Source organism: Providencia sp. PROV223, assembly GCF_028479245.1.
GTDB classification, from domain to species: Bacteria; Pseudomonadota; Gammaproteobacteria; order Enterobacterales; family Enterobacteriaceae; genus Providencia; species Providencia rettgeri.
This window is the reverse complement of sequence record NZ_JAMPNG010000002.1, coordinates 374,648-401,471: the sequence shown is the minus strand read 5'-3', so window position 1 is coordinate 401,471 and position 26,824 is coordinate 374,648. Positions and strand designations below refer to the sequence as shown.

General features: G+C 42.4%; 28 protein-coding genes. 21 read left to right on the top strand and 7 right to left on the bottom strand.

Annotated features, from left to right (window positions below; genetic code table 11):
* Positions 1-19: 19 nt before the first annotated feature.
* Positions 20-1,201, bottom strand: coding sequence for a tRNA epoxyqueuosine(34) reductase QueG (gene queG, locus PR767_RS04655; protein WP_110731582.1), 1,182 nt, complete (start codon positions 1,199-1,201; stop codon positions 20-22).
* Between the two features lie 287 nt (positions 1,202-1,488).
* Here queG and tsaE point away from each other — a divergent pair, with 287 nt between their 5' ends.
* The 16 genes from tsaE to rplI all read left to right on the top strand — a co-directional run bounded on the left by tsaE (position 1,489) and on the right by rplI (position 17,533).
* Entirely contained in the window at positions 1,489-1,953 is a 465-nt protein-coding gene (tsaE, locus tag PR767_RS04650) for a tRNA (adenosine(37)-N6)-threonylcarbamoyltransferase complex ATPase subunit type 1 TsaE (protein ID WP_004907392.1), read from the top strand.
* A gap of 14 nt (positions 1,954-1,967) precedes the next feature.
* Positions 1,968-3,254, top strand: a complete 1,287-nt coding sequence (gene amiB, locus PR767_RS04645; protein WP_109912141.1) for an N-acetylmuramoyl-L-alanine amidase AmiB — start codon at positions 1,968-1,970, stop codon at positions 3,252-3,254.
* Positions 3,255-3,265: 11 nt separating this feature from the next.
* Entirely contained in the window at positions 3,266-5,239 is a 1,974-nt protein-coding gene (mutL, locus tag PR767_RS04640; protein WP_115168106.1) for a DNA mismatch repair endonuclease MutL, read from the top strand.
* The gene (miaA, locus tag PR767_RS04635; RefSeq protein ID WP_109912139.1) at positions 5,232-6,173 is read left to right on the top strand and encodes a tRNA (adenosine(37)-N6)-dimethylallyltransferase MiaA; all 942 of its coding nucleotides are present in this window, start codon (positions 5,232-5,234) and stop codon (positions 6,171-6,173) included. Before mutL ends, miaA begins: the two co-directional genes overlap by 8 nt.
* Before the next feature lie 107 nt (positions 6,174-6,280).
* Positions 6,281-6,574 carry an RNA chaperone Hfq gene (gene hfq / locus PR767_RS04630; protein ID WP_004906005.1) on the top strand — a complete coding sequence of 98 codons (294 nt, stop codon included), beginning with the start codon at positions 6,281-6,283 and terminating at the stop codon, positions 6,572-6,574.
* A gap of 92 nt (positions 6,575-6,666) precedes the next feature.
* Positions 6,667-7,947, top strand: coding sequence for a ribosome rescue GTPase HflX (gene hflX / locus PR767_RS04625; RefSeq protein ID WP_272519950.1), 1,281 nt, complete (start codon positions 6,667-6,669; stop codon positions 7,945-7,947).
* Between the two features lie 100 nt (positions 7,948-8,047).
* Positions 8,048-9,253, top strand: a complete 1,206-nt coding sequence (gene hflK / locus PR767_RS04620) for an FtsH protease activity modulator HflK (protein WP_109912138.1) — start codon at positions 8,048-8,050, stop codon at positions 9,251-9,253.
* 2 nt (positions 9,254-9,255) lie between these two features.
* Complete coding sequence (gene hflC / locus PR767_RS04615) at positions 9,256-10,257, top strand: protease modulator HflC (protein WP_272519949.1); 1,002 nt, start codon at positions 9,256-9,258, stop codon at positions 10,255-10,257.
* Positions 10,258-10,537: 280 nt separating this feature from the next.
* On the top strand, positions 10,538-11,839 hold the full coding sequence (locus tag PR767_RS04610) for an adenylosuccinate synthase (RefSeq protein ID WP_004907406.1): 1,302 nt from the start codon (positions 10,538-10,540) through the stop codon (positions 11,837-11,839).
* Between the two features lie 329 nt (positions 11,840-12,168).
* A complete protein-coding gene (gene nsrR, locus PR767_RS04605) occupies positions 12,169-12,591 on the top strand; it encodes a nitric oxide-sensing transcriptional repressor NsrR (RefSeq protein WP_004907407.1) in 423 nt (140 codons plus the stop codon).
* Positions 12,592-12,633: 42 nt separating this feature from the next.
* Positions 12,634-15,102 (top strand): ribonuclease R, encoded by a 2,469-nt coding sequence (rnr, locus tag PR767_RS04600; RefSeq protein WP_272519948.1) that lies wholly within the window; start codon positions 12,634-12,636, stop codon positions 15,100-15,102.
* Positions 15,103-15,186: 84 nt separating this feature from the next.
* Positions 15,187-15,936, top strand: coding sequence for a 23S rRNA (guanosine(2251)-2'-O)-methyltransferase RlmB (gene rlmB / locus PR767_RS04595; RefSeq protein WP_004907412.1), 750 nt, complete (start codon positions 15,187-15,189; stop codon positions 15,934-15,936).
* A gap of 155 nt (positions 15,937-16,091) precedes the next feature.
* On the top strand, positions 16,092-16,487 hold the full coding sequence (gene rpsF, locus PR767_RS04590; protein ID WP_004905988.1) for a 30S ribosomal protein S6: 396 nt from the start codon (positions 16,092-16,094) through the stop codon (positions 16,485-16,487).
* Positions 16,488-16,495: 8 nt separating this feature from the next.
* Entirely contained in the window at positions 16,496-16,813 is a 318-nt protein-coding gene (gene priB, locus PR767_RS04585) for a primosomal replication protein N (protein WP_004907414.1), read from the top strand.
* A 4-nt stretch (positions 16,814-16,817) separates the two neighbouring features.
* Positions 16,818-17,045 (top strand): 30S ribosomal protein S18, encoded by a 228-nt coding sequence (gene rpsR / locus PR767_RS04580; protein WP_000135199.1) that lies wholly within the window; start codon positions 16,818-16,820, stop codon positions 17,043-17,045.
* A 38-nt stretch (positions 17,046-17,083) separates the two neighbouring features.
* Positions 17,084-17,533 (top strand): 50S ribosomal protein L9, encoded by a 450-nt coding sequence (gene rplI / locus PR767_RS04575; RefSeq protein ID WP_004907418.1) that lies wholly within the window; start codon positions 17,084-17,086, stop codon positions 17,531-17,533.
* Positions 17,534-17,657: 124 nt separating this feature from the next.
* On the opposite strand, the gene PR767_RS04570 is transcribed toward rplI, so the two are convergent.
* Positions 17,658-18,257: a LysM-like peptidoglycan-binding domain-containing protein gene (locus tag PR767_RS04570; protein ID WP_272519947.1), complete on the bottom strand. Its 600-nt coding sequence runs from the start codon at positions 18,255-18,257 to the stop codon at positions 17,658-17,660.
* Positions 18,258-18,475: 218 nt separating this feature from the next.
* Between PR767_RS04570 and PR767_RS04565 the strand changes: the two genes are divergently transcribed.
* Both PR767_RS04565 and cysQ read left to right on the top strand, forming a co-directional pair.
* Positions 18,476-19,096 (top strand): peptidylprolyl isomerase, encoded by a 621-nt coding sequence (locus tag PR767_RS04565; RefSeq protein ID WP_004907421.1) that lies wholly within the window; start codon positions 18,476-18,478, stop codon positions 19,094-19,096.
* Between the two features lie 124 nt (positions 19,097-19,220).
* The gene (gene cysQ, locus PR767_RS04560; protein WP_004907423.1) at positions 19,221-19,961 is read left to right on the top strand and encodes a 3'(2'),5'-bisphosphate nucleotidase CysQ; all 741 of its coding nucleotides are present in this window, start codon (positions 19,221-19,223) and stop codon (positions 19,959-19,961) included.
* A 44-nt stretch (positions 19,962-20,005) separates the two neighbouring features.
* On the opposite strand, the gene mqo is transcribed toward cysQ, so the two are convergent.
* From mqo to PR767_RS04540, 4 genes are all read right to left on the bottom strand, one after another.
* Positions 20,006-21,499: a malate dehydrogenase (quinone) gene (mqo, locus tag PR767_RS04555; RefSeq protein ID WP_109912134.1), complete on the bottom strand. Its 1,494-nt coding sequence runs from the start codon at positions 21,497-21,499 to the stop codon at positions 20,006-20,008.
* Positions 21,500-21,507: 8 nt separating this feature from the next.
* The gene (locus tag PR767_RS04550; RefSeq protein WP_272519946.1) at positions 21,508-21,897 is read right to left on the bottom strand and encodes a cupin domain-containing protein; all 390 of its coding nucleotides are present in this window, start codon (positions 21,895-21,897) and stop codon (positions 21,508-21,510) included.
* 319 nt (positions 21,898-22,216) lie between these two features.
* Positions 22,217-22,804, bottom strand: coding sequence for a GDP-mannose pyrophosphatase NudK (gene nudK, locus PR767_RS04545; protein ID WP_004907428.1), 588 nt, complete (start codon positions 22,802-22,804; stop codon positions 22,217-22,219).
* A 114-nt stretch (positions 22,805-22,918) separates the two neighbouring features.
* Positions 22,919-23,323, bottom strand: a complete 405-nt coding sequence (locus PR767_RS04540) for a YgiW/YdeI family stress tolerance OB fold protein (protein WP_115168329.1) — start codon at positions 23,321-23,323, stop codon at positions 22,919-22,921.
* Positions 23,324-23,503: 180 nt separating this feature from the next.
* Between PR767_RS04540 and qseB the strand changes: the two genes are divergently transcribed.
* Positions 23,504-24,166, top strand: coding sequence for a quorum sensing response regulator transcription factor QseB (qseB, locus tag PR767_RS04535; protein ID WP_272519945.1), 663 nt, complete (start codon positions 23,504-23,506; stop codon positions 24,164-24,166).
* Positions 24,166-25,527 carry a quorum sensing histidine kinase QseC gene (gene qseC / locus PR767_RS04530; protein ID WP_272519964.1) on the top strand — a complete coding sequence of 454 codons (1,362 nt, stop codon included), beginning with the start codon at positions 24,166-24,168 and terminating at the stop codon, positions 25,525-25,527. Before qseB ends, qseC begins: the two co-directional genes overlap by 1 nt.
* Positions 25,528-25,696: 169 nt before the next feature.
* Here qseC and PR767_RS04525 read toward each other — a convergent pair whose 3' ends face one another.
* On the bottom strand, positions 25,697-26,257 hold the full coding sequence (locus PR767_RS04525) for a YtfJ family protein (protein WP_272519944.1): 561 nt from the start codon (positions 26,255-26,257) through the stop codon (positions 25,697-25,699).
* A gap of 290 nt (positions 26,258-26,547) precedes the next feature.
* Between PR767_RS04525 and PR767_RS04520 the strand changes: the two genes are divergently transcribed.
* Positions 26,548-26,754, top strand: a complete 207-nt coding sequence (locus tag PR767_RS04520; RefSeq protein ID WP_109912131.1) for a DUF1107 domain-containing protein — start codon at positions 26,548-26,550, stop codon at positions 26,752-26,754.
* Positions 26,755-26,824: the final 70 nt, after the last annotated feature.

The window sequence follows — 26,824 nt, the reverse complement described above, 5'->3', positions numbered from 1 at the left end:
ATTTATAGCAGGCTTTTTTCTAGGCGTCTCTCGGTAAACCTTTGTTAATAGCGCGTACAAGGCGTTTTTGCTGTGAAGTTTGAATTGTGACTTGGTTTGCATCGCGTCGGTTAAGCTGTTGTTGTATAGACCATTGGAAGTGCTCATCTAGCATTTCGTTGATCCCCAATCTATTTTGTAAAGCCAGTACAATACGGTCTTGATAAGGTGCATTACCTAGTGCCACACTGATATTTCGCAGCCACTTAATATAACCAATGCGGCGGATTGCAGAGCCTTCGGTCACCTTTAAAAAGGTTTTTTCATCCCATGAGAACAAGTCAAGTAGCTCTGGTGTATGTAAGTCCTTTCTTGGACTAAAATCATCTTCATCAGTAAGCTGGGAAAAACGGTTCCACGGGCAAATGAGCTGGCAGTCATCGCAACCATAGATCCGATTTCCCATGAGTGGACGAAATTCTTCTGGGATAGCACTATCTAGCTCGATTGTGAGATAAGAAATACAGCGTCTTGCATCGACGGTGTAAGGTTCAACAATCGCACCTGTTGGGCAGGTTGTCATACAAGCAACACAGCGACCACAATCTTCTTCGACAGGTTTATCAACAGGAACAGGTAAGTTAATCAATAACTCACCGAGAAAAAACCAAGATCCTGCTTCACGATTTAAGACTAATGAATGTTTCCCTGTCCATCCTAAACCTGCTTTAACTGCAAGAGGGCGTTCTAAGATTGGAGCGGAATCGACAAAAGGTCGAAAATTAAGATCATCGCTACTGGTGCCATCGGGCAGTATCACTCCGTTAAATTCACGACAATAGTCTAAAATACGATCTGAAAGTTGTTTTAGGCGTTTTTTTAATAGCTTGTGGTAGTCTCGTCCTAGGGCATAACGGCTGATATAACCTAATTCGGGGTTATTTAATGTACTGGCAAATGCGGCTTTGGCGGGCAAGTAATTCATACGCACACTAATGACACGTAACGTGCCTGGGTGCAGTTCGTGTGGTCTGGCTCGCATCATTCCATGGCGGCTCATCCATTCCATCTCGCCATGAAATTGTTTGTCTAGCCATGCTTGTAATTTGGGCTCTTCCGCAGAAAGGTCAGTATCGCAGATCCCTACTTGTTGGAAACCTGCTTCAATGCCCCATTGTTTAATATTCTGAGCGAGAAGATCGAGATCGAGGTATCTTGCCATCAGATCCTATCTTGATAAAGATTAAAACGGCAGGCACTCTATCATGACCTGCGTTGTTCATCAAAATGCATGAAAAATACCGTCAATATTGAGAACAATTATAGGATATTTCTGAACTCATCATTCAAGCAATGTTAATTAAGAAAAAAGCCCCATCTTAGGTTAATATAAGCGGTAATATTGATGTTTGTTGATATCTCTTTATGCATTTTGATCAGCAATATAAACTATGCATTTAAAGGATAAACAGGCGACACCGCCTATTAATGACATAATAAAAGAACAATATGAAAGAATGTACAATACAACTTGCCAATGAAGCGCAAACTGTTGCGTTAGGTAATGCTATCGCTAAGGCTTGCCATCAAAGCACTGTGATTCACTTATACGGTGATCTTGGTGCAGGGAAAACCACCTTTAGCCGAGGTTTCTTACAAGCGCTAGGTCATCAAGGCCATGTAAAAAGTCCAACTTACACATTGGTTGAACCCTATGAATTAGCAGATCGTCAAGTTTTCCACTTTGATCTCTATCGGTTAGCCGATCCTGAAGAACTTGAATTTATGGGAATTCGTGACTATTTTTCTGGAAATTCGATCTGTTTGGTCGAATGGCCGCAACAAGGTAAAGGTTTTTTACCTGAAGCGGATCTTGAGCTCCATCTGACCTATCAAGGCGAAGGGCGTCAGGCTCACTTTGTTGCTTTTTCTGCCAATGGGGAGTCGTTGTTAGAAGCATTACCCCTACTCTAAGGAAGCTATTGCTCATGTTGAATGCATCAATGCACAGAATAACAAAAAAGGGTTTTTTTACTGTTTTCGTCTTGTTTATGGTATCCGTTATGTGGCTGTTTGCTGCAAAAACACAAGCGGCAACATTATCGAATATTCAAGTTAACAATAGTCCATCACAAGCAGAAGTGGTACTAAGCTTTGTTGATGGTAAGCCTGATTACTCCTATTTCCCATTGCATTCACCTGAGCGCCTTGTTGTTGATATCAAACAGCGAGGCGAGATTATTGGCCTACCGCTTAAAGTTCCCGCAGGGGATCTTGTAAAACTAGTACGGGCAAGCCAACCTTCTGATAATCAACACAAACGCTTAGTTTTAGAGCTATCTCGTGCAGCTAAAACGAAAGCAGTACTTAAACAAGTTTCAGGTGAATATCAGTTGGTATTAATGATATCGACGGGAAATTCATCCGGTTCTACTTCCTTTAATCAAACCAATAATACGATTAAAGCAGCGGCAAATAGCGCTCAAGATAAACCATTGAAGATGAATAATCCTGCACCTGTTGCTACGCCAACACCGACTAAATATAAAAATATGCCGAAGGGCAGCAAGCAGGTAGTTATTGCGATTGATGCAGGGCACGGTGGAAAAGACCCTGGTGCGATTGGTAAGAATGGTTATAAAGAAAAGGATGTGACTCTTAGTGTTGCACGTAAGTTATACCAACGTCTTGAAGCCGACCCAATGTTTAAACCTGCGATGACACGTGATGGAGACTATTTTATTTCCGTTAGTGGCCGTTCTGATGTGGCACGTAAGAAAGGGGCTAATATGTTGGTGTCAATTCACGCAGATTCGGCTCCGAATAGCAGTGCACGAGGAGCATCAGTGTGGGTATTGTCTAATCGACGTGCAAACAGTGAGCTGGGTAGTTGGCTCGAACAACGTGAAAAACAATCTGAATTATTAGGTGGGGCGGGTGATGCGCTTAGTGGTGCGGACCCTTATTTAAGCCAAGCTGTTTTAGATCTACAATTCGGCCATTCTCAGCGTGTGGGGTACGATGTTGCGGTTAAAGTGATCGAACAGCTGCGAAAAGTGGGTAATATTCATAAAAGAACACCTGAGCATGCAAGTTTAGGTGTATTGCGCTCCCCAGATATCCCATCGATTTTAGTCGAAACTGGTTTTATTAGTAATACGGCAGAAGAACAGTTGCTAAAATCTAATGAATTCCAAGACAAAGTCGCAGAAGCTATCCATTTAGGATTACGTCAATATTTCTTGGCGAATCCAATACAAGCGGCACCACAATAAGGGGGGAAGACATGGCAATACATATTCTCTCCCCACAGCTAGCCAACCAAATTGCGGCAGGAGAAGTGGTCGAAAGGCCTGCGTCAGTGGTTAAAGAGCTCGTTGAGAACAGTCTTGATGCCGGGGCAACGCGTATTGATATCGACATTGAGCGTGGTGGAGAAAAACTGATCCGTATTCGTGATAATGGCTGTGGTATCGGTAAAGATGAACTGATTCTCGCATTAGCTCGCCATGCGACCAGTAAAATTGCCACTTTGGATGACCTTGAAGCTATTATGAGTATGGGGTTTCGCGGTGAAGCGCTAGCGAGTATCAGTTCCGTTTCACGTTTAACATTGACATCCAAGCCCGCAGACCAAACAGAAGCATGGCAATCATATGCCGAAGGCCGGGATATGGAGGTGATGGTTAAACCTGCAGCGCATCCCAATGGCACAACGGTTGAAGTATTAGATTTATTCTATAATACGCCAGCTCGCCGTAAATTTATGCGCACAGAAAAAACCGAGTTCGGCCATATTGATGAAATTGTTCGCCGAATTGCACTTTCTCGTCCTGATGTGGCTATTAACCTGACTCACAACGGGAAATTAGTAAAGCAATATCGAGCCGCTCATGATGAAGCGCAGCAAGAGCGGCGTCTCGGGACGATTTGCGGTACGGGTTTTCTGCAAAGCGCTTTGGCGTTATCTTGGGAACATAGCGACCTTGCTATCAAAGGGTGGGTTGTTTCTCCATCAATGACATCAGGTAGCGAAACGCAATATTGTTATGTTAATGGCCGTATGATGCGTGACCGCCTGATTAACCATGCTATTCGCCAAGCCTATGAAGGGCATTTAGACGAAAACCAACAGCCTGCTTATGTCTTGTATTTGACGATTGATCCAAAACAAGTTGATGTTAACGTACACCCAGCAAAACATGAGGTTCGTTTTCACCAAGCTCGCTTGGTACATGATTTTATTTATCAAGCGGTACGAACGGTATTATTAGAAGCTGCATCTATTGATGAGCTTCCGGGTATTGAACCAGCAAATATAGAGTTAGAAAATCGACCTTCTGCGGGGGAAAACTATTTTTCTTCACCAAACGTGACTCCCAAGCAGCAACATAAGACAGAAAATCATACGCTCATTGAAAATACCGTTCGAGAGTCTAAAATACCTTATGACCAGCCCAGCCACTTAAAGGATAGTGCCGCAAATCACGCTTTTTCTTCACCGAAGACAACGTCAGGTTTTTCAGAAAATGCGCCAGCAAAAACGTTTGGTTCAACGTATGACAAAAAAGCGGGTGAGCTGTATCAGAGCTTAATGTCAATTCCCGTTGCCTCTGAAGATAAAAAACCGCTTTTTCCTGAGCGTAAACCGATAAACTCGCCACCAATATCGTCACAACCTGTAGCAAAAAATGCGGATAACTACCTTTTTGGCAAGGTATTGACAATTTACGCAAAAAACTTTGCATTAATTGAGTCTTCGTTGGGGCTAATCCTGTTATCCTTAACGGAAGCTAATTATTTATTGAAATTGTCACAATTGTCGCCGGGTGGCGGAGCCTTAAAGCCTCAGCCATTGTTAATACCTCTAAAAGTGTCACTTAAAAATGATGAAATAGAGGTTTTACAGCGGTACAAGGAACAATTGACAATATTTGGTATCGAAGCCACGATATTACATGGAAAAGTAACAATTCATACGGTATCGTTACCATTAAGAACACAAAATTTATCACAGCTTTTTTCTGAACTACTCGATTTTTTATCGAGAAAAGAAAGTGTCACTGACGAAGAGATTGCACAATGGCTCGCTAAAGCAGTTTCACAGGTTAAAACAGAAGAAAGTTGGAGTTTAGCACAGGCTGTTCAGTTGCTGGCTGATGTTGAGCGGGTATGCCCTCAGTGGGTAAAAAATCCCCCACCAACATTATTACAATTAATTAATTTACAATCCGTGGTAGCTACACTAACAAATGAGTGATTTAGCAACTCAGAAAAAACCTGACGCAATATTCCTAATGGGTCCAACGGCCTCAGGTAAAACCGCTTTGGCGATCGAACTTCGCAAGCATTTGCCTGTGGAAATTATTAGTGTCGATTCGGCATTAATTTACCGAGGAATGGATATTGGCACAGCAAAACCAACAGCGGAAGAACTCAGCCAAGCTCCCCATCGTCTGATTGATATCCTCGATCCGTCTCTACCATACAGCGCTGCCGATTTTCGCCGTGACGCATTAAATGCCATGGCTGAAATTACCTCACAAGGTAAAATTCCGTTATTAGTTGGCGGCACTATGTTGTATTTTAAAGCCTTATTAGAAGGACTTTCACCACTTCCTTCAGCTGACCCAACAGTTCGTGCTGAAATTGAACACATTGCGAAAGAACAAGGATGGGGAGAAATTCATCGTCGTCTTACTGAAGCTGACCCAGTTGCCGCGGCAAGGATCCACCCTAACGATCCACAAAGATTATCCCGTGCTTTAGAGGTATATCTCATTTCGGGACAAACTTTGACTGAAATGACACAAACAGCTGGGGAAGAATTACCTTATAATGTGTTTCAGTTTGCTATTGCGCCACAAGATCGTAAAATTTTACATGAGCGCATAGAACAACGTTTTCATCTGATGATAGATGCGGGTTTTGAAGAAGAAGTTCGCAAATTGCATCAACGAAATGATTTACATGTTGACCTCCCTTCAATCCGTTGTGTGGGATATCGGCAAATGTGGTCATATTTAGATGGTGAAATTAGCCATGATGAAATGATTTATCGGGGAATTTGTGCAACTCGCCAATTGGCAAAACGTCAAATTACCTGGTTAAGAGGCTGGGAGAATGTTCATTGGTTAGATAGTGAACAACCTCAGCAAGCGCTTAGCACCGTTATGCAGGTTATGCGTGCATAGGACTGATGTTTGTGTACAATTAGAACGTTAAGCGCAATTTTTGAGTAGTTACTTTTTGGAATCTAAAAGATTCTCTTTTAAAAACAACAAAATAAGGAAAACATAGAATGGCTAAGGGGCAATCTTTGCAAGATCCGTTCCTGAACGCATTACGTCGTGAAAGGGTTCCGGTCTCTATTTATCTCGTTAATGGCATCAAATTGCAGGGGCAAATTGAGTCTTTTGACCAATTTGTCATTTTATTAAAAAACACAGTTAGCCAGATGGTTTATAAGCACGCTATCTCGACTGTTGTCCCTGCTCGCCCTGTTTCTCATCATAGCGGTACTGCGGGTAGCACTGGCAATGGTAATTACCATTCAGGTAACCCTGCAGCGCAAGATGGCGAAGTAACTGAGTAAGTTTGTACGCTAAAAGACAAGGAAAGCATGGGTAGGGAGACTGTACCTGTGTTTTTCCTTTGCAATTATTGTTTAGCCTAAGAGGTTACACCTTGTTTGATAGGTATGAAGGCGGTGAACTAGCTGTATTAGTCCATGTCTTTTTTTCTCAAGAAAAAGATGTTGATAATCTGGCAGAATTTGAGTCACTTGTGACATCTGCTGGCGTAAAACCAGTACAAATAGTCACGGGCAGTCGTAAAGCCCTTCATCCAAAGTTTTTTGTTGGGGAAGGTAAAGCAGAAGAAATTGCCCAAGCTGTTGAGGAAAGTGGTGCAGATGTGGTGTTGTTTAATCATACTCTAAGCCCTGCTCAAGAACGTAATCTCGAAAGGATTTGCCAATGTAAGGTGGTTGACCGTACAGGGGTAATTTTAGATATTTTTGCTCAACGCGCACGTACACACGAAGGTAAGCTTCAAGTTGAATTGGCTCAGTTAAGGCATTTATCGACTCGCTTAGTGAGGGGATGGACGCACTTAGAGCGACAAAAAGGCGGGATTGGCTTACGAGGTCCCGGTGAAACTCAACTTGAGACTGACCGCCGGCTATTAAGAGATAAAATTAAACAAATCTTATCTCGTCTTAGTCGGGTGGAAAAACAGCGTGAACAAGGGCGTCAAGCGAGAAGTAAGGCTGATATCCCGACTATTTCGCTTGTCGGTTATACCAACGCTGGTAAATCTAGTTTGTTTAACCGCATGACGGCCGCTGATGTTTACGCTGCTGACCAGTTATTTGCAACACTTGACCCAACACTTCGTCGTATTGATGTAGAAGATGTTGGTGTTGTCGTTCTTGCAGATACTGTGGGTTTTATCCGTCATTTACCCCATGATTTGGTTGCAGCTTTTAAAGCAACCCTGCAAGAAACACGTGAAGCAACGTTACTGCTGCACGTTATCGATGCAGCTGATAATCGCTTGGATGAAAATATTCATGCAGTTGAAAGTGTGTTAGAAGAAATCGAAGCGGATGAAATACCAACACTTTTAGTGATGAACAAAGTTGATATGCTGGAGGATTTTGTCCCGCGTATTGACAGAGATGAGGATAACAAGCCGGTTCGTGTCTGGGTTTCAGCGCAAACGGGCGATGGTATCTCATTGCTGCTACAGGCATTGACGGAACGTCTTTCAGGTGAAATCGCACATGTTGAATTGCGTTTACCACCGAATGAAGGCCGTTTACGTAGCCGTTTCTATCAACTTCAGTCAATCGAACGTGAATGGCAGGAAGAAGACGGCTCAATTGGCCTTGAGGTGCGTATGCCAATGGTGGATTGGCGGCGTCTGTGCAAACAAGAGCAGCAATTACCTGACTACGTTATTTAATTGTTTTGGTGATTAATGATGTAGTTAGGCAATGGAATTGATATTAAGAGCCCTATCGCTCTTAGCCCTGAAAATCAATCATAAAGAATGGAGCTAAAACATGGCGTGGAATCAGCCCGGTAATGACGGACAAGACCGCGATCCGTGGGGAAGCGGCAATAAAGGCGGCAACTCTGGCGGGAACAAAGGTGGTCGAAAACGTGGGGCTTATGATCTCGACGATCTCTTTCGTAAACTAGGCAGCAAGCTTGGTGGAAATAAAGGCAGCGGTGGTGATGGCGATAATAAACAACCATCACAAATCAGCGGCCGTTTAGGTATGTTAGCTCTTGCTGCTATCGTTGTTGTATGGGCAGGTTCAGGCTTCTACACCATCAAAGAAAGTGACCGTGGCGTAGTATTACGTTTTGGTGAATATAGTGGTGTTGTTGGGCCTGGTTTGAACTGGAAACCAACCTTCATTGATAGAGTTATTCCTGTCAACGTAGAAACCGTACGTGAACAAGCGACAAATGGCATGATGTTAACGTCAGATGAAAACGTGATCCGCGTTGAAATGAACGTTCAATATCGTGTTACCGACCCTGCGCAATATTTATTTAGTGTCACAAACCCAGACAATAGTCTGCGTCAGGCGCTAGATAGTGCTGTGCGTGGTGTAATCGGTCAGTCTGCGATGGAGCAAGTACTGACTACGAATCGTGCTTTTATCCGTGATGTAACACAAAAAGAGCTCGAAGCAACAATTGCGCCATACAAAATGGGTATCACACTGCTTGACGTCAACTTCCAAGCAGCGCGTCCGCCTGAAGACGTTAAAGCCGCATTTGATGATGTAATTGCAGCAAGGGAAGAAGAACAAAAAACCATTCGTGAAGCACATGCTTATCGAAACGAAGTTCTTCCTCTGGCAAAAGGTAACGCACAACGCTTAATTGAAGAAGCTGAAGCTTATAAAGCCAGTGTGGTCTTCAAAGCAGAGGGTGAGGTGGCAAGTTTTGCAAAAATGTTGCCTGAATATCGTGCTGCACCTGAGATTACCCGTGAACGTCTATATATCGAAACGATGGAACGTGTATTAGGTAATACACGTAAAGTGATAGCAAATGATAAGAGCAACAGCATGTTAGTGCTGCCGCTTGATCAAATCATGCGTGGTGCTAATACGAACGCTACATCAGCACCGAAAGTCAGTCCATCAGCCAGAATGGCGACGCCAAATAATAACGCGTCATCTAATGGCGCAACATCAGCTCAGCCAAACAGTGCTGTTCGTGGTGATGCAGTTAGAGTAGGGAGACAATAATCATGCGTAAATCGCTAATTGTTATCGTTCTGGCCATTTTGGCAGTCGCATACGCATCTATCTTTATTGTTCCTCAAACTGATCGCGGCATTGTCTTGCGTTTTGGTAAGGTTCTGCGTGATTCTGAAAACAAACCGATCATTTATGAGCCGGGTCTGCATTTCAAAGTACCATTTATTGAAACGGTAAAAATGTTGGATTCACGTATTCAGACACTGGAAATTCAGGCTGACCGCTATCTGACAAGTGAAAACAAAGACTTAATGGTGGATTCCTACCTGAAATGGCGCGTTACTGATTTCAGTCGTTACTATGTAGCGACTGGCGGTGGTAATCCATTCCAAGCGGAAACCCTGTTAAAACGTAAATTTAGTGACCGTTTACGTTCTGAGTTTGGTCGCTTAAGCGTAAAAGATATCATTACTGACTCACGTGGCCGTTTGACCATTGATGTCCGTGATGCTTTGAACAAAGGTACAGCAACTGACGATGCAACCAAAGAAGCGGATGCAGCGATTGCGGATGCAGCAAAACGTGTTGAAGAAGAAACAAACCTGAAGCCACTGGTTGTGAATGCAAACAGTATGGCGGCGTTAGGTATTGAAGTTGTCGACGTACGTATTAAACGTATCGAGCTACCAAACGAAGTTTCTGAAGCTATTTATGCGCGTATGCGTGCAGAACGTGAAGCAGTTGCACGTCAACACCGTTCACAAGGTCAAGAAGAAGCGACTAAGATCCGCGCTGTTGCAGATAAAACAGTAACAGAAACGTTGGCTGAAGCGGAGCGTACCGCACTGACTTACCGAGGTGAAGGTGATGCGATGGCAACAAAATTGTTTGCTGATGCATTCAACCAAGATCCAGAGTTCTATGCGTTTATTCGTAGCTTACGTGCTTATGAACAAAGCTTTAAGAGTGGTGATGACGTGATGGTCATGAGTCCAGACACTGACTTCTTCCGCTTTATGAAGGCACCAACTAAGCTTCGCGCGACAGATTAATAACAAGCTAAGTTGCGTGCAACCTAGCAAAATAACTGTTAATCTATTAAAGAAAAGCCCGCTTCGGTGGGCTTTTTTTCGCCTGTCGTTTTAAGTATAGGATTTTTCAGGGAAAATTTGAGCTGCTCAACTGATGGCATTCATTTTGAGTTTACGGCAGAAATAAAAAATACCATTTTACTTGCTTTCCAGAAAAAAATTTTTGTATTGCCAAAATATCACTGGAACAGTTCATTTTTGATGGTAGAATTCATTTTTAAGCAACCGAGTGTATTTCAAAATGGGTAAGAACGTTGTCGTACTGGGCACCCAATGGGGTGACGAAGGGAAGGGCAAGATCGTTGACTTGCTGACAGAGCGTGCTAAATACGTAGTTCGCTATCAGGGCGGCCATAATGCTGGCCATACTCTTGTTGTAAACGGTGAAAAAACCGTTCTCCACTTAATTCCATCCGGTATTCTTCGTGAAAATGTCATCAGTATTATTGCTAATGGTGTTGTTTTAGCGCCAGACGCATTAATGAAAGAGATGAAAGAATTGGAAGACCGCGGTGTTCCTGTTCGGGAACGTTTACGTCTTTCTGAAGCATGCCCACTGATCCTGCCTTATCATATCGCATTAGATAATGCGCGTGAAAAAGCACGTGGTTCCAAAGCGATTGGAACAACAGGTCGTGGTATTGGTCCTGCTTATGAAGATAAAGTTGCACGTCGTGGTCTACGCGTTGGTGATTTGTTTGATAAAGCCACGTTTGCAGAAAAATTAAAAGAAATCGTTGAATACCATAACTTCCAACTTGTTCATTATTATAAAGAACCTGCTGTAGATTACCAAAAAACGTTAGATGATATTATGGCTGTAGCGGATATCCTGACTGGCATGGTAATTGATGTTTCTGATCTGCTATATAAAGCAAATCAGAAGAATGAATTAGTGATGTTTGAAGGTGCACAAGGGACATTATTAGATATCGACCACGGTACTTATCCTTATGTAACCTCTTCAAATACGACCGCTGGTGGTGTAGCGACAGGTTCTGGTTTAGGCCCTCGCTATGTCAACTACGTATTAGGTATCATCAAGGCTTACTCAACGCGTGTTGGAGCAGGTCCATTCCCAACTGAGCTGTTTGACGAAGTGGGTGAGTTCCTGCGTGAAAAAGGCCAAGAATTTGGTGCAACTACGGGTCGTAAACGCCGTACTGGTTGGTTAGATATCGTTGCGATTAATCGTGCGGTACAAATTAACTCACTGTCAGGCTTCTGTATGACTAAACTGGATGTTTTAGACGGTTTAGAAGAAGTCAAAATCTGCGTAGGCTACCGTCGTCCAGATGGCAAAGTGCTTGAAACAACGCCTTTAGCTGCTGATGAGTGGGATGGCTTAGAGCCAGTTTATGAATCAATGCCAGGTTGGAAAGAAACAACTTTTGGTGTGAAACAAAGAGAATTACTGCCACAAGCAGCTCTGAATTACATCAAACGCGTTGAAGAATTAACGGGTATTCCAGTTGATATTATTTCAACCGGTCCAGATCGTTCAGAAACCATGATCCTGCGTGATCCATTTGACGTTGAGTAATAACACTGACTGCGCCTAATACAGGCGCAGTTTTTTACTGCTTTACCTCCTTCCACTATGCAGCTTCTTTGATAAAACAGTCAAAATTCCCCATAATGATTGAATCAAGTCACTTTTGTGTGCAAATTATGTGCAATTAAGTGCATATTTGACTTGTGTTATACGTTAAACTTTATTTAACGACATATAATTTATTAGCATGCTATATTTTGTTCAGAAAACTGAATGTGTTGGGTTAGAAATAGCAAGCGTGAATTTTAAAATGAGTCGCATTTTTTAGGCCAATGATTTGCGGCCAACAGCGTTATAGCTAAAATTTTGAGGTGATTGTGCAACTGACTAGTTTTACAGATTATGGGTTACGAGCTCTTATTTACCTGGCATCCCTAGGTGAAGGGAAAATGACCAGTATTACAGAGGTCACCGAGGTTTACGGTGTATCGCGTAACCATATGGTAAAAATTATTAATCAGCTCAGTCACCTAGGTTATATTAAAGCCACTCGTGGCAAAAATGGCGGGATTACACTAGGACAACCAGCGGAATCAATTCGTATAGGGGACGTTGTCAGAGCATTAGAGCCCCTGACTCTTGTTAATTGTAGTGGCGAATTTTGCCACATTACACCTGCGTGTCGTTTAAAAGGTGTGCTACACCAAGCAATACAGCAGTTTTTACAAGAACTTGATCAATACACGCTGGCGGACATGGTGAAAGATAACAGCCCGCTCTATCAACTACTGCTTGACTAGCATTTGCGGTAGTTATGAATTCTGATGACAACGGAGGTAACGATGTCACAAGATCCTTTTCAGGAAAGAGAAGCAGAAAAATACGAGTCCCCAATTCCAAGTCGAGAATACATTCTTGACCTTATCTCGAAGCGTACTGCACCCGCTAATCGCGAAGAAATCGCACAATTATTGAATTTATCGACAGAAGATGAATTAGAGGCACTGCGTCGTCGGTTAAGAGCCATGGAACGGGATGGGCAATTAGTCTTCACTCGCCGTCAGTGTTATGCATTACCGGAGCGTTTAGACTTATTAAAAGGGAAAGTGATTGGCCATCGTGATGGCTACGGCTTCCTGCGTGTTGAGGGTAAAAAAGAAGATTACTATTTATCTCAAGACGAAATGAAACGCGCCCTACATGGTGACGTTATTCTAGCGCAACCTTATGGGCAAGACCGTAAGGGGCGGACAGAGGTTCGTGTTGTTCGTGTGTTAGAACCGCGTAATAACCAAATTGTTGGCCGGTATTTTATTGAATCGGGTATGGGGTTTGTCGTACCGGATGATAGCCGTTTAAGCTTTGATATTTTGATTCCGAAAGATCGCGTCCTTGGCGCTCGTATGGGAAATGTGGTGGTGGTTGAATTAGTCACCCGCCCACAACGTCGCTCGCAAGCGGTGGGGAATATCATTGAAGTATTAGGCGAAACAATGGGAACAGGTATGGCGGTAGAGATCGCTTTACGTACCCATGAAATTCCACATTCATGGCCACCACAAGTTGAAAAACAAGTTGCGGACCTGAGTGAGAATGTCCCTGAGTCTGCAAAAAAAGGGCGCGTTGATTTACGTGATCTCCCTTTAGTGACCATTGATGGCGAAGATGCCCGCGACTTTGATGATGCGGTTTATTGTGCACCGAAAAAAGGCGGTGGTTGGCGCTTATGGGTGGCGATTGCGGATGTCAGCTATTATGTCCGTCCGCAAACAGCTCTAGATACAGAAGCTCGTAGTCGCGGTAACTCGGTATATTTTCCATCTCAAGTTGTTCCTATGCTCCCGGAAGTCTTATCGAACGGCCTGTGCTCACTGAATCCTGGTGTTGACCGCCTGTGTATGGTGTGTGAAATGACAGTATCGGCATCCGGTAAGCTTTCGTCATACAAGTTCTATGAAGCGGTTATGAGCTCTCATGCAAGGTTAACTTACACGAAAGTGTGGAAAATCTTGGAAGGAGACGAAGAGCTGCGTGAGCATTATAAAGCCTTAGTGCCGCATATTGAGCATCTGCACCAATTATATAAAGCACTGGATGCTGCACGTATTGAACGTGGTGCAATTTCCTTCGAATCCGAAGAAGCGAAATTTATTTTTAACGCAGAACGCCGTATTGAAAGTATCGAACCGGTTGAGCGAAATGATGCACATAAATTGATTGAAGAGTGCATGATTTTGGCTAATATTGCGGCGGCTCGGTTTGTTGAGAAAAACGAAGAGCCTGCTTTATACCGTGTGCATGACCGTCCTAAAGAAGAAAGCGTGATGAATTTACGCTCAGTATTCAGTGAATTAGGGTTGACCCTACCGGGTGGAATGAAGCCAGAGCCGAAAGATTATGCGCAGGTAATGAATGAAGTGGCTGAGCGCCCTGACCATGAATTACTGCAAACCATGATTTTACGTTCGATGAAACAAGCGATTTATGATCCTGAAAACCGCGGGCACTTTGGCTTAGGTTTGAAATCGTATGCTCACTTTACATCACCAATTCGTCGTTATCCTGACCTGACGTTACATCGTGGGATAAAATATTTACTGGCGAAAGAACATGGTCATTCAGATAAGCGCTGGACGGAAACAGGTGGCTGGCATTCAGATATGGATAGCATGTTACAGCTTGGTGAGCACTGTTCAATGACTGAGCGCCGTGCGGATGAAGCGACGCGTGATGTGGCTGACTGGCTTAAATGTGATTTCATGCAAGACCAAGTTGGCCAAACCTTTACAGGTTTAATCACAAGCGTCACTGGTTTTGGTTTCTTTGTGCGTCTTAATGATTTATTTATTGATGGTTTAGTGCATATTTCAACGTTGGATAATGACTACTACCGTTATGATGCGGTCGGTCAGCGTTTAATTGGTGAGTCATCAGGTACCACTTACCGTCTTGGTGATGAAGTGGAAATTCGTGTCGAAGCTGTGCATATGGATGAGCGCACCATTGATTTCGCTTTAATTTCAACTACTCGTAAAGCGAAAAACCCGGGTAAAACAGCGCGGGACAAAATGAAGCAAGAAGTGAAAAACGCGACGCGTCCAGCTCGTCGAAAAGCGGATGCGAGCAAAGATAAAAACTTCGAGCCTGATTCTGCATTTCGTTGCTCAGAGAAAAAAGGGAAAAAAGCTGAAGCTAAGCCCGAGGCGAAAGGGAAAGGAAAAGGCAAAAAACCGTCTGATAAAACCAGAAAAATTACAGCAAAATTAAAAGCTAAGCGTGTTGCAAAAAAATCCCAAAAACAAGAGGGATAATGGTATTGCTGTAGTTATGAACCATCGTTATTAACCAAAGTGGCGTATTAGCGCCACTTTACTATTTATATAAATAAGAAATTTATGAGCGAAATGATTTATGGCATTCACGCAGTGAAAGCCTTACTGGAGCGTTCACCGCAACGCATCAAAGAAGTCTATATTCTGAAAGGTCGTGAAGATCGCCGATTAATGCCGTTGGTGCATGAAATTGAAGCATTAGGTGTCGTCGTTCAAGTGGCGAATCGTCAATGGATGGATAGCCAAACTGAAGGTGCGGTTCACCAAGGCATCATTGCGAAAGTACTACCAGGTAAACAATATCAAGAAGGTGACCTGCCTGATTTATTGGAGAGCACACCATCGCCATTTTTATTGGTATTGGATGGCGTGACAGACCCGCATAACTTAGGTGCATGTCTACGTAGCGCTGATGCGGCAGGTGTTCATGCTGTGATTGTTCCTAAAGATAAATCCGCTCAGCTTAATGCAACTGCGAAAAAAGTAGCCTGTGGCGCGGCAGAAAACATCCCTCTTATTCGTGTGACGAATCTAGCAAGGACATTGCGCTTGCTACAAGAATACAATGTATGGATTGTGGGAACGGCAGGTGAAGCTGACCACAATTTATATCAAAGCAAGTTAACGGGCCCGATAGCTCTGGTGATGGGAGCTGAAGGTGAAGGTATGCGTCGTTTAACTCGTGAGCATTGTGACGAGTTAATTAGCATTCCAATGGCAGGTTCTGTGTCATCATTGAACGTCTCTGTAGCAACAGGGGTTTGCTTGTTTGAAGCCGTGCGTCAGCGCTTATCCGTTTCTGTAGAGAAATAATATTTAGCGTAAAATTGCATCCATCTCTTGAGTTTTATCTCAGGGATGGGTATAGTTACGCGTCAATTTTTTAGCCGCACTCAACAAGTTCCTTGCCTCCGCGGGCCGCGGTTAACCCAGACAGGAGGCTAATAATCCGTAAGGAGCAACTACTAATGCGTCATTACGAAATCGTTTTTATGGTCCATCCTGACCAAAGCGAACAGGTTCCGGGCATGATCGAGCGTTACAGTGCTGTTATCACTAACGCACAAGGTCAGATTCACCGTCTGGAAGACTGGGGCCGCCGTCAACTGGCTTACCCAATCAACAAACTGCACAAAGCACACTATGTTCTTCTGAACGTAGAAGCGCCGCAGGAAGCGATTGATGAGCTGGAAACTAACTTCCGCTTCAACGATGCCGTTATCCGCAGCATGGTTATGCGCTTAAAACACGCAGTAACAGAAGCTTCTCCAATGGTCAAAGCTAAAGACGAACGTCGTGGCCGTGACATGTCTGATGAATATCAGGATGAAGAAGTAGAAGAAACTGGGGATTCTGAAGAGTAATTGCGCAAGTGACCACTAATCGTTTGGTGCTCACAGGCACAGTCTGTAAAGCATTGATTCGAAAAGTGAGTCCGTCAGGCATTCCTCACTGCCAGTTTGTTTTAGAACATCGTTCGGAGCAACAGGAAGCGGGGTTGTCAAGGCAAGCATGGTGCAGAATGCCCATTATCGCCAGCGGACAAACCTTACAAGCTCATACTCACAGTATAACGGTCGGCAGTTGGATTACAGTAAGCGGTTTCATTAGTACCCATCAGGGTCGCAATGGGATCAGCAAGATTGTCCTCCATGCCGAGCAGATTGATTTGATAGATTCTGGAGACTAGCCATATGGCACGTTATTTCCGTCGTCGCAAGTTCTGCCGTTTCACAGCGGAAGGCGTTCAAGAGATCGACTATAAAGATATCGCAACGCTGAAAAACTATATCACTGAAAGTGGTAAAATTGTACCAAGCCGTATCACCGGTACTCGTGCAAAATATCAACGCCAGCTCGCTCGTGCTATCAAGCGCGCTCGCTACCTGTCTCTGTTACCATACACTGATCGTCATCAGTAATTGGTACAGTCCATTAACGACTAATAGAGGATAAGGTAATGCAAGTTATTCTGCTTGATAAAGTAGCTAACCTAGGTAGCCTGGGTGACCAAGTTAACGTTAAATCGGGCTATGCTCGTAACTTCTTAGTACCACAGGGCAAAGCTGTTCCTGCAACTAAGAAAAACGTTGAATTTTTCGAAGCTCGCCGCGCTGAACTGGAAGCTAAATTAGCTGACGTTCTGGCAGCAGCACAGGCTCGTGCAGCAGCTGTTACTGCACTGGGTTCTGTAACTTTAGCTTCTAAAGCTGGTGACGAAGGTAAACTGTTCGGTTCAATCGGTACTCGTGATATCGCTGACGCAGTTACTGCGGCTGGCGTTCAAATCGCGAAAAGCGAAGTTCGTCTGCCAAACGGCGTTCTGCGTACTACTGGTGACCACGAAGTTCACTTCCAGTTACACAGCGATGTTTTCGCAGAGCTGAACGTTATCATCGTTGCTGAGTAATCAATAATGATGATATGCATCATTGGGTTATCCATGGTGCAAATAAAAAACACCGGCTAAGTCCGGTGTTTTTTGCTTTTTAGATATCTGTTTTTTTTATTTCATAAGCGTTTTTGCACTAATACTAAGGCGTTCTGTAATAACTCCCATCGCTTAATCGCGCAAAGCTATAGGTTTTTCCATCAGAACCGGTAGTTTCTAATAATTGAACTTCACCTTTTGAATTGGCTTTTAATCGAATTTTTTGCCCTTGACGTAAATTACTCAGTGGTTTTTCTGCACCTTCTACGCGAGCCATAATAAAAGCGTCATTGGCTTGTAAGTTATTATCACGAAACAGTTGTGCGAGAGTCTTCCCTTTTTGAACTCGGTAGTTTTGCCATTCGCTAGTTGAAGGGCGAGTGGTTTTGGGCTCAGGCGCTTTTTCTGGTGAAGTCACTATTGGAGGCTCATTGGGTGTGGGCTCAATAGGTTCTGGAATAATCTCAGGCTCAGTAGGTAAAAGTGGGGAATTACCTTCAGGTATCGGCACTGGCTCTGGTACTGGTGGTGTAATAGTAGATTCAGGCATGACCTCAGGGGTAGTGGGTGGGGGAATGACAATCGGTTGGTTTTGAACAATATCGCTGGGGGATTTATCACTTGTAGGCCAAAAAAAAGCGACCACGACAATTAGAGCGAGCAGTGCAATACCATAGCGATGAAATTTTGAAAGTTTAAACATCACTCCTCCTTGATGAGGCAATGAGTAAATTAGACCGTATTAATACGCATACTAGCACCCTTTTTAGACATTTTTAGCGTTTAGCTGAATTTTTCAGAGAACACTGAATAAATTTGTCGGGAATCAATCAGTTTTATTCTTTAGATTCATTGTTTGGGTTTACCCATAAGGGTGAGGCTGCTATTCTTGGTTTTTCTCAAAATCATATGGGTATTTTCATGGCAAACCAAAATTTCGATTCGGTAGAAGCTCAAGCGAGTTATGGCATAGGTCTACAAGTTGGGCAGCAATTATTAGAGTCAGGGCTAGAAGGTTTAGTGCCAAATGCAATCCTAGCAGGTCTCGTTGATGCTTTAGAAGGCAATATGCCATCGGTACCTGTTGAAACTCTGCACAAAGCATTGCGTGAAGTGCATGAGCGTGCCGACGCTGTCCGTGTCTCTCGTCAGGCAGCATTAGCGGAAGAAGGCCAAAAATTCCTAGATGAAAACCAAAAACGTGATGGTGTTTCAACGACTGAGTCAGGCTTACAATTTTCAGTGATTAACCAAGGTGATGGTGCTATCCCATCCCGCTCAGACCGTGTACGTGTTCACTACACAGGGCGTTTAATTGATGGTTCTGTGTTTGATAGCTCAGTACAGCGTGGGCAGCCAGCAGAATTTCCTGTAAGTGGTGTTATTCCTGGTTGGATTGAAGCATTGACTCTGATGCCAGTTGGTTCTAAATGGGAATTGTATATTCCTCATCAATTAGCTTATGGTGAGCGTGGTGCAGGCGCATCAATCCCGCCATTCAGCACATTAGTATTTGAAGTTGAATTACTTGAAATTTTATAATTTCTGTTAATTTAGTTCACAGCTAAAAAGCCTCATTGTCTTTGGACTTTGGGGCTTTTTTTATGGCGTTAATTTCACACAATTGCTACTCTTGCTATAAAGGGTCATCAGAGAGGTGAATAATATGCTACAGCAAATTTGCGAATTAGCTCAAGAAGCGGGTTATGCGATTATGGAAACTTATAATGCGCAAGAACCTTTACAGGTTGAACATAAAAGTGATAATTCGCCTGTGACCGAGGCTGATATTGCCGCCCACAATGTGATTACAGCAGGCCTTGCTCGCATTGCCCCTGATATCCCTCAACTGTCTGAAGAAGACCCTCCACAGTGGTCAACCAGGCAGAATTGGCAACGTTATTGGTTGATTGACCCATTGGATGGAACGAAAGAATTTATTAATCGTAATGGAGATTTTACGGTTAACATCGCACTGATTGAGAATGGCGTACCAACGATGGGGGTGGTATATGCCCCCGCGAAAGGGTTGCTATATTATGCGGAAGGAAATCAAGCCTGGAAGGAAGAAGGTGGCCACAAGCAACTTATTCATGTGAATGATGCTAAGCCTCCGGTGATTGTTATTAGCCGTTCTCATCAAGACAATGAATTAATGGATTATTTAAAACAAATGGGTGAACACACGACAGTAGAAATTGGTTCTTCACTCAAATTTTGTTTGGTTGCGGAAGGAAAAGCACAGCTTTATCCACGTTTTGGGCCTACGAATATTTGGGACACTGCTGCGGGTCATGCGGTTGCCATTGGTGCAGGTGCGAAAGTCGTTGATTGGCACGGAAAAACGTTAGACTACACACCGCGAGAATCCTTTTTGAACCCAGGTTTTCGGGTCATTTTATTCTAAATATTGGTAAAGGTTGGGAAGCGATTTCCCAACCTAATTAATAACTAATTATCTAGTTTCAGCACTTTGGCAGTAGCTGTACGAATATCTAAACAGGCTTTTGCATCCGTTTTTAAATCAATCCCATAGGTTGGAATGATATCTTTTAAACGTGTTTCCCATCCATCGGCTTTGAGTTGGTCATCAAAACAGGTTTTTAATACATTTAGTGCAATAAATGCCGCAGTGGAGGCCCCCGGAGATGCGCCCATCAATACAGTAAATGATTTATCCGCACTGGTAATCAGTTCTGTACCAAATTCTAAAACCCCTTTCTTATCATGGTCAGGCTTAATAATTTGTACTCGTTGCCCTGCAACCACCTCTTTCCAATCCTCATGCTGTGCTTCTGGGTAGAATTGTTGCAACATGGCAAATTGGTGAGCAGAAGTTTGCAGAACTTGGCCTACTAAGTATTCTGCGAGTGACCAGTTATCTTTCGCAACCGCAAGCATTGGTTCAATGTTATTCAATTTAACCGATTCAAACAGGTCTAAATAAGAGCCGTGCTTAAGGAATTTACTCGAAAAACCGGCATAAGGCCCAAATAATAGAGAACGTTTACCTCCAATAATGCGAGTGTCCAAGTGTGGAACAGACATTGGTGGTGAGCCTTTATCTGCTTTACCATAAACTTTTGCATGGTGGCGAGAAGCAATTTCTTCGTTATCACAACGCAACCAGATACCACTAACAGGGAATCCACCATACCCTTTTCCTTCAGGGATCCCAGATTTCTGCAGTAATTCGATTGCCCGCCCGCCTGCACCAACGAACACAAACTTCGCGGAAGTGATCGTTTTTTCATGCGTGAGTAGATTTTTAACTTCAATATTCCATCTGCCATCGGGGGTCTTTTTAACATCGATGACTTCATGTTTATAGTGAATTGAAAAACCGGATTGTTCGCTTAATTGTGCAATTAATAAATGCGTTAGTGCACCGTAATCAACATCAGCACCAGTATTAACACGGGTAACCGCAATCGCTTCTTTAGGATCACGGCCTTCCATGATCAGTGGTGCCCATTCGTTGATCTGTTTTGGATCATCACTGTATTCCATATTGTGGTAACAGTGGTGAGCTGACATCTGTAGGTAGCGTTGTTTTAAGAATTTTACATTGTCCTCACCCCAAACAAAGCTCATATGTGGGCATGGGTGAATAAAGTCACGTGGATCTTTAATTTTACCTTTGGTGACTAGATAAGACCAAAGCTGGCGAGAGAGATCGAACTCCGTATTGACTTCAAGCGCTTTACTGATATCCACCGTACCATCTGGGTTTGGTGGAGTATAGTTCATCTCACAGTTAGCGGCATGACCTGTTCCCGCATTGTTCCACGGATGGGAGCTTTCTTGGGCACAGTCGTTTAGCCTTTCAAAAACAGCAATCGTTAGCGAAGGCTCTAGTTCTTTGAGAAATGTACCAAGCGTTGCACTCATGATCCCTGCGCCGATGAGAGCAATATCGACATTTTCAGCAATCGGTTTATTCATGATGGCCTCTATTTTTTTGTTGGAGTAAAGCTAAGATTGGTACCTTCTTGATAGACAACATAAGCACGACGCCATGGCTCATCACCAATAAGCCGCCATTTATGGCCGGTTCCTGTATTATCTTGCGCAAGTAAGATATCACCAGGATTGATGATAAATTTAGAACCATCTTTAGTTTCGAATTCTAAAGTGCCGGAAAGGGTAATGACATAACGAGGAACAGGGTCTTGATGCCAATCAAAAGAACCGCCGGAAACTGTTTCACGGAAGGTCAGTTCACTGGCTGCAATGGCGGAGGTTTGGCTATCTCCTCCTGTGACATTATTGAGCTCAAGAGTGCCTTCTTCAAATAGAGAATTTCCATCTTCTCCTATCCACATACGAACGCAGCGTATCATTTTATTTAGCTCCTTAATCACCGATTGTAGTGTATAACAATTATTTGATATTAATTGGATACAAAAATAAGACTCTTAAAATGATGATAAATAAAATTAAATATTATTTAAATTTAAGGTTTTTTAGCGGATAGGTCAAAGTGAAATATGTTTTATCTTGGAATTATGGTTTTATTTTTTAATAAAAGAATAAAATAATAAAAGTTGATTATCTTTTTACGATTGTTTTTATTTTTATCGTTCGTTTAATGATTGATAAAAAGTAGGAAAGCTCACTATGACTTTATTTTATCATTATGAGCTATCAGAGCTGGATTAGCTATTTTAGAATAGCGTTTAGGGCGAGGTATTGGATCAACATGATGGTTTTACCATCAACAATTTCTCCCGTTTTAATCGCATCAATGGCTTTAGAGAAAGGCCACTCTAAAACTTCAATATCTTCGCCTTCTTCCTTAAGTCCACCACCCGCGTTTTGACGATTATTATCACTGTATTCAGCGATGTAAAAGTGGAGTTTTTCGGTGACAGAGCCTGGGCTCATAAAGGCTTCAAAAACTTTTTGAATTTTATCGACTTTAAAACCCGTTTCTTCTTCGGCTTCAGCAATAATTCGTGTTTCTGGTGAGGCGTTTTCGAGTAAACCTGCGGCAGCTTCAATTAGAAAATCAGAATAGCCATTTATATAGACTGGCATACGAAATTGGCGAATTAATATAATGCTATTCTTTATTTTGTTATATAACAAAATAACGGCACCATTGCCTCTATCATAGACTTCACGTTCTTGTTGTTGCCAACTACCGTCTCGTCGTTGTAACTCATAAGTATATTTTTTTAAAATATACCAATTGTCTGAAAGCAGTTTCTCTCGAATATTACGTATGTTGGGGAGTTTTACAGTCATTAAGCAGCCTTAGTAAGCAAAAATGATTTTGTTAATTTAACACTGTTAATTTCTGTATGAAATAGGATTTAGATGGAACCTACTTTAAAGCAGATCCCATTGTAAAGCTGTGAATTATTTAATGATTTGGATTTGTTTAACTTCGACTTCTCTTGAATTCCAGTCTTTATCAATTTTACCGCGAATTTCAACTTTGTCTTTTGGCGTTACGTTGATACCGTTCCAACGCTTTTCACTGATTTCTAAATTAATGGTGCCAGTACCATCAGTGAACTCATAATGTTTATTGTCGAGTTGTTTAACGATATTACCACGTAAAATAACCCAGCTATCATCTGACATATCAAGTGCTTTTGCGACCGTCATTTCCCCACTATTTGGGCCGATGAAACCACCCGTTTGAGTCGTTTGAGTCGTTGTATTTGTGGCAGCACCTGGGCCATCAAATCCACCATTTGCAGCGAAAACAGGCGCACTTGCGAGTGCAGCAACTAAAGCGATTACAGGTAATTTTTTCATCATCAGTATCTCCAAATGGACATGAACTTGTTGTTTGTATGGAGGGTATTAAACCAAGTAAATCTTAACAGGATCTTAAGAAACATAATTAACGAATTATATTTTTAATTTTATTAATTATAGCTAGTCATCTCAAGACTGATGGGATAAATATAATAATATGCTGAGGTGGAGGATATTATGCGTATTCTATTAATTGAAGATGACAGGCTAATTGGTGATGGTCTAAAAGTGGGATTAACACAGCTAGGGTTTACGGTTGATTGGTTTATGGACGGTAAACAAGGGCAAATCGCTTTATTTGATGCACCCTATGATGCTGTTGTACTCGATCTTTCATTACCAAATATTGATGGCATGGATATTTTAAAATATTGGCGCAAGGAGGGGCGTGATGAACCTGTCTTGATTTTGACGGCACGAGATGCACTGGATCAACGTGTTCAAGGGTTACAACAAGGGGCTGATGATTATCTTTGTAAACCTTTCGCTTTAATGGAGGTTATGGCACGTTTACAAGCGTTGATCCGTCGTCGAAGTGGGCAATTGTCGTCTAAGCTTACACATGGTGATGTTGAAATGGACCCGATTGCAATGACAGTGACACAGCAAGGCGAACCTGTACAGCTAAAGGGTAAAGAGTTTGCCTTACTATCTTTATTTATGCATAACCCAAATAAAGTTTTCTCTCGTCCTTTAATTGAAGAAAAATTGTATAACTGGGATGAAGAGGTCTCTAGCAATTCTGTTGAGGTACATATCCACCATTTAAGGCGTAAATTAGGTAATAAGTTTATTCGAACCATTCATGGTGTTGGCTATCGATTAGGTGATGAGAAATGATGAAGACATTTAGTCTTAGGCTGAAACTCACTTTAATGCTGCTCCTGTTGGCTTTGCTGACATGGGGGATCGCCAGTTCGTTAGCGTGGTACCAAAGCTATAAAACGATTAATGAGCTATTTGATACCCAGCAAATGGCGTTTGCTAAACGGCTATCTGTTTTACCATCAGACTTTGAATTGAGCCGGCCTTCCCTGACTAAAACCAAAAAATTATTGCGCAAGAACCGTGGCCATCAGGATGACGATGCATTGGCATTTGCTATCTTTTCACAGAATGGCGAAATGGTATTAAACGACGGTGATAACGGTAGAGATATTGTCTACCAATTTAAGCGAGAAGGGTTTACCGATGGGATGCTCCAAGGAAGTGACGACCCTTGGCGTTTGGTGTGGTTAAAATCTCAGGATGGCCAATATGTTATTGCAGTAGGTCAAGAGTGGGAGTACCGGCAAGAAATGGCGACCGATATTATGGTTGCACAATTTATGCCTTGGTTGATGGCTTTGCCAATTATGTTATTGCTATTTTTATGGCTGCTCACACGTGCTTTACGTCCATTGAAGGATGTAGCAAAGCAGCTATATCACCGAAAGCCAGATGAATTAGCCCCAGTACAAGTAACGCGCATCCCCAGCGAAGTAAGACCCATTATTGACTCCATGAATGTGCTATTTGGCCGTATTAATGACATGTTTGCTCGCGAGCGACAATTTACATCGGATGCCGCTCATGAATTACGTAGCCCACTCGCAGCGTTAAGAGTACAGGCGGAAGTGGTACAAATTGCGGGGAATAATACAGATATCCGTAATCATGCAGTAGCTAATTTATCGGAAGGTATTGATAGGGCAACAAGGCTTGTTGACCAACTACTCATGTTGTCTCGGTTAGAGTCATCCTCGCAACTTGATGATATTACGGCGGTATCTTGGCCCATATTAATTGAAACAGCAATAAAGGATGTTGAACCCGAAGCTCAAGAGCAGCAAACAACGATAATAAACACCTTAATAAGTCGTCCCCCTGATTTTCAAGGTCAGCCATTACTACTCAATGCGTTGCTGAGAAATTTACTCAATAATGCAATACGTTATGGAAAAATAGCTGGGCGAGTAGAGATCATTTTGTATGCTGACCACCTTGAAATTCAAGATGATGGTAATGGTGTGACACCTGAAGTTTTACAGCGTCTAGGTGAGCGTTTTTATCGTCCACCAGGACAAGAAAAGACAGGGAGTGGTTTAGGACTCTCTATTGTTAAGCGGATTGCGCAATTGCATCATTTGCAGGTTATTTTTACTCATGGCACTAATGGCGGGTTTTGCGCCAAAGTGTATTGGAATGAAACTAAAGCGTGATAATGCGCACATTAGTCATGATTATTTATGAAAAAAACAATCATAATTATGCATGTTTAATGTAAGGGTATTTTAGCATAACTCACTATTTTTGACGTAATAGAGATAGACTGAATTGTAGGTGTAGTGTGCGAAATTACGCACACTACATAATAGTAAAAGTTTGACCTTATTGGTTTAGTGATGAGCTTAACAAACTAATGACTTTTTGAATTTCTTGGGGATTTAATTCACCATCTTTGAAAAACAACACCTTTCCTTGATTATCCAATACGATAATTGCTGAACTTTCTGGTTTCAAACCCCATGCACTCTTCACCGTACCCTCGCTATCAACAATAAATTGTGAATAAGGGAACTCTTTTTTGCTATCTTCAACACTATTTTTAACAAATACACCCGTACCGAACATTGCATCATCAGTATTAATGATTGTTGTTGTTTGATAGGTATCATGCGGGAATTTGGCTTGTTTGATGGCTTCAACTAAAGGGGCATTGAGCTCTTTTGCGGAAGAACGGCCAGCAATATGTTGAATTGTCCGTACTTTTCCAACGAGCTGTTGGCTTTTCCACGGTTGATAATCCAACTTCCCTTCATTATTTATGACAAGCTCACCTTTGTCGGTGACAGAAATGGTAGGAACAGATTGGTTTAATTGAATATTTGCAGCAGAAGCTATCGCTGATGCCCCTAGCAAGCATATTAAAAGTAAATAATTTCTTATCATAACAGCCCCTTGATTGATTATTTTGTCATGTGAGCCTAACGGTTTGTCTGATTACTACTATTTATAGCATAGCTCATCGGATGAGTTGCAAGAGGTAATTTAACATTTTTTTAAAATTCAGAATAAAAATAATGTTTATAGGGTTTTAACAGTTAGTTTACAGTGTCATGTTATGTCAGTAAATTGAATAAAACTGCAATTTTAGAACCAAAGTGAAAATTTCTGGTCTATGATTATTGTACGGTATGAGTTATTGAATATCGTAAGAACAAAGGGGAGGCAAAGTTCTAATGAAAATTTTTAACCGTTATAACCCATCAAAGATTGCTCTTTACGTCAAAACGCTATTCCGTGGCCGGCTCTATATTAAGGATTTTGGGGCATTTGAGTTTAACTATGGGAAAATTCTACCACCTAAAATTAGTGATAAGCGCCATTACAATGTGATGAGTGAGGTCAACAAACAGGTTTCATTATTGCAGGCAGAAATGGGGTAGGTTAATCAAGAATGTTTTGGTTAACAACGCGCCACATGGGTGGCGCATTGAAAGAAACGGCTTCGCCATC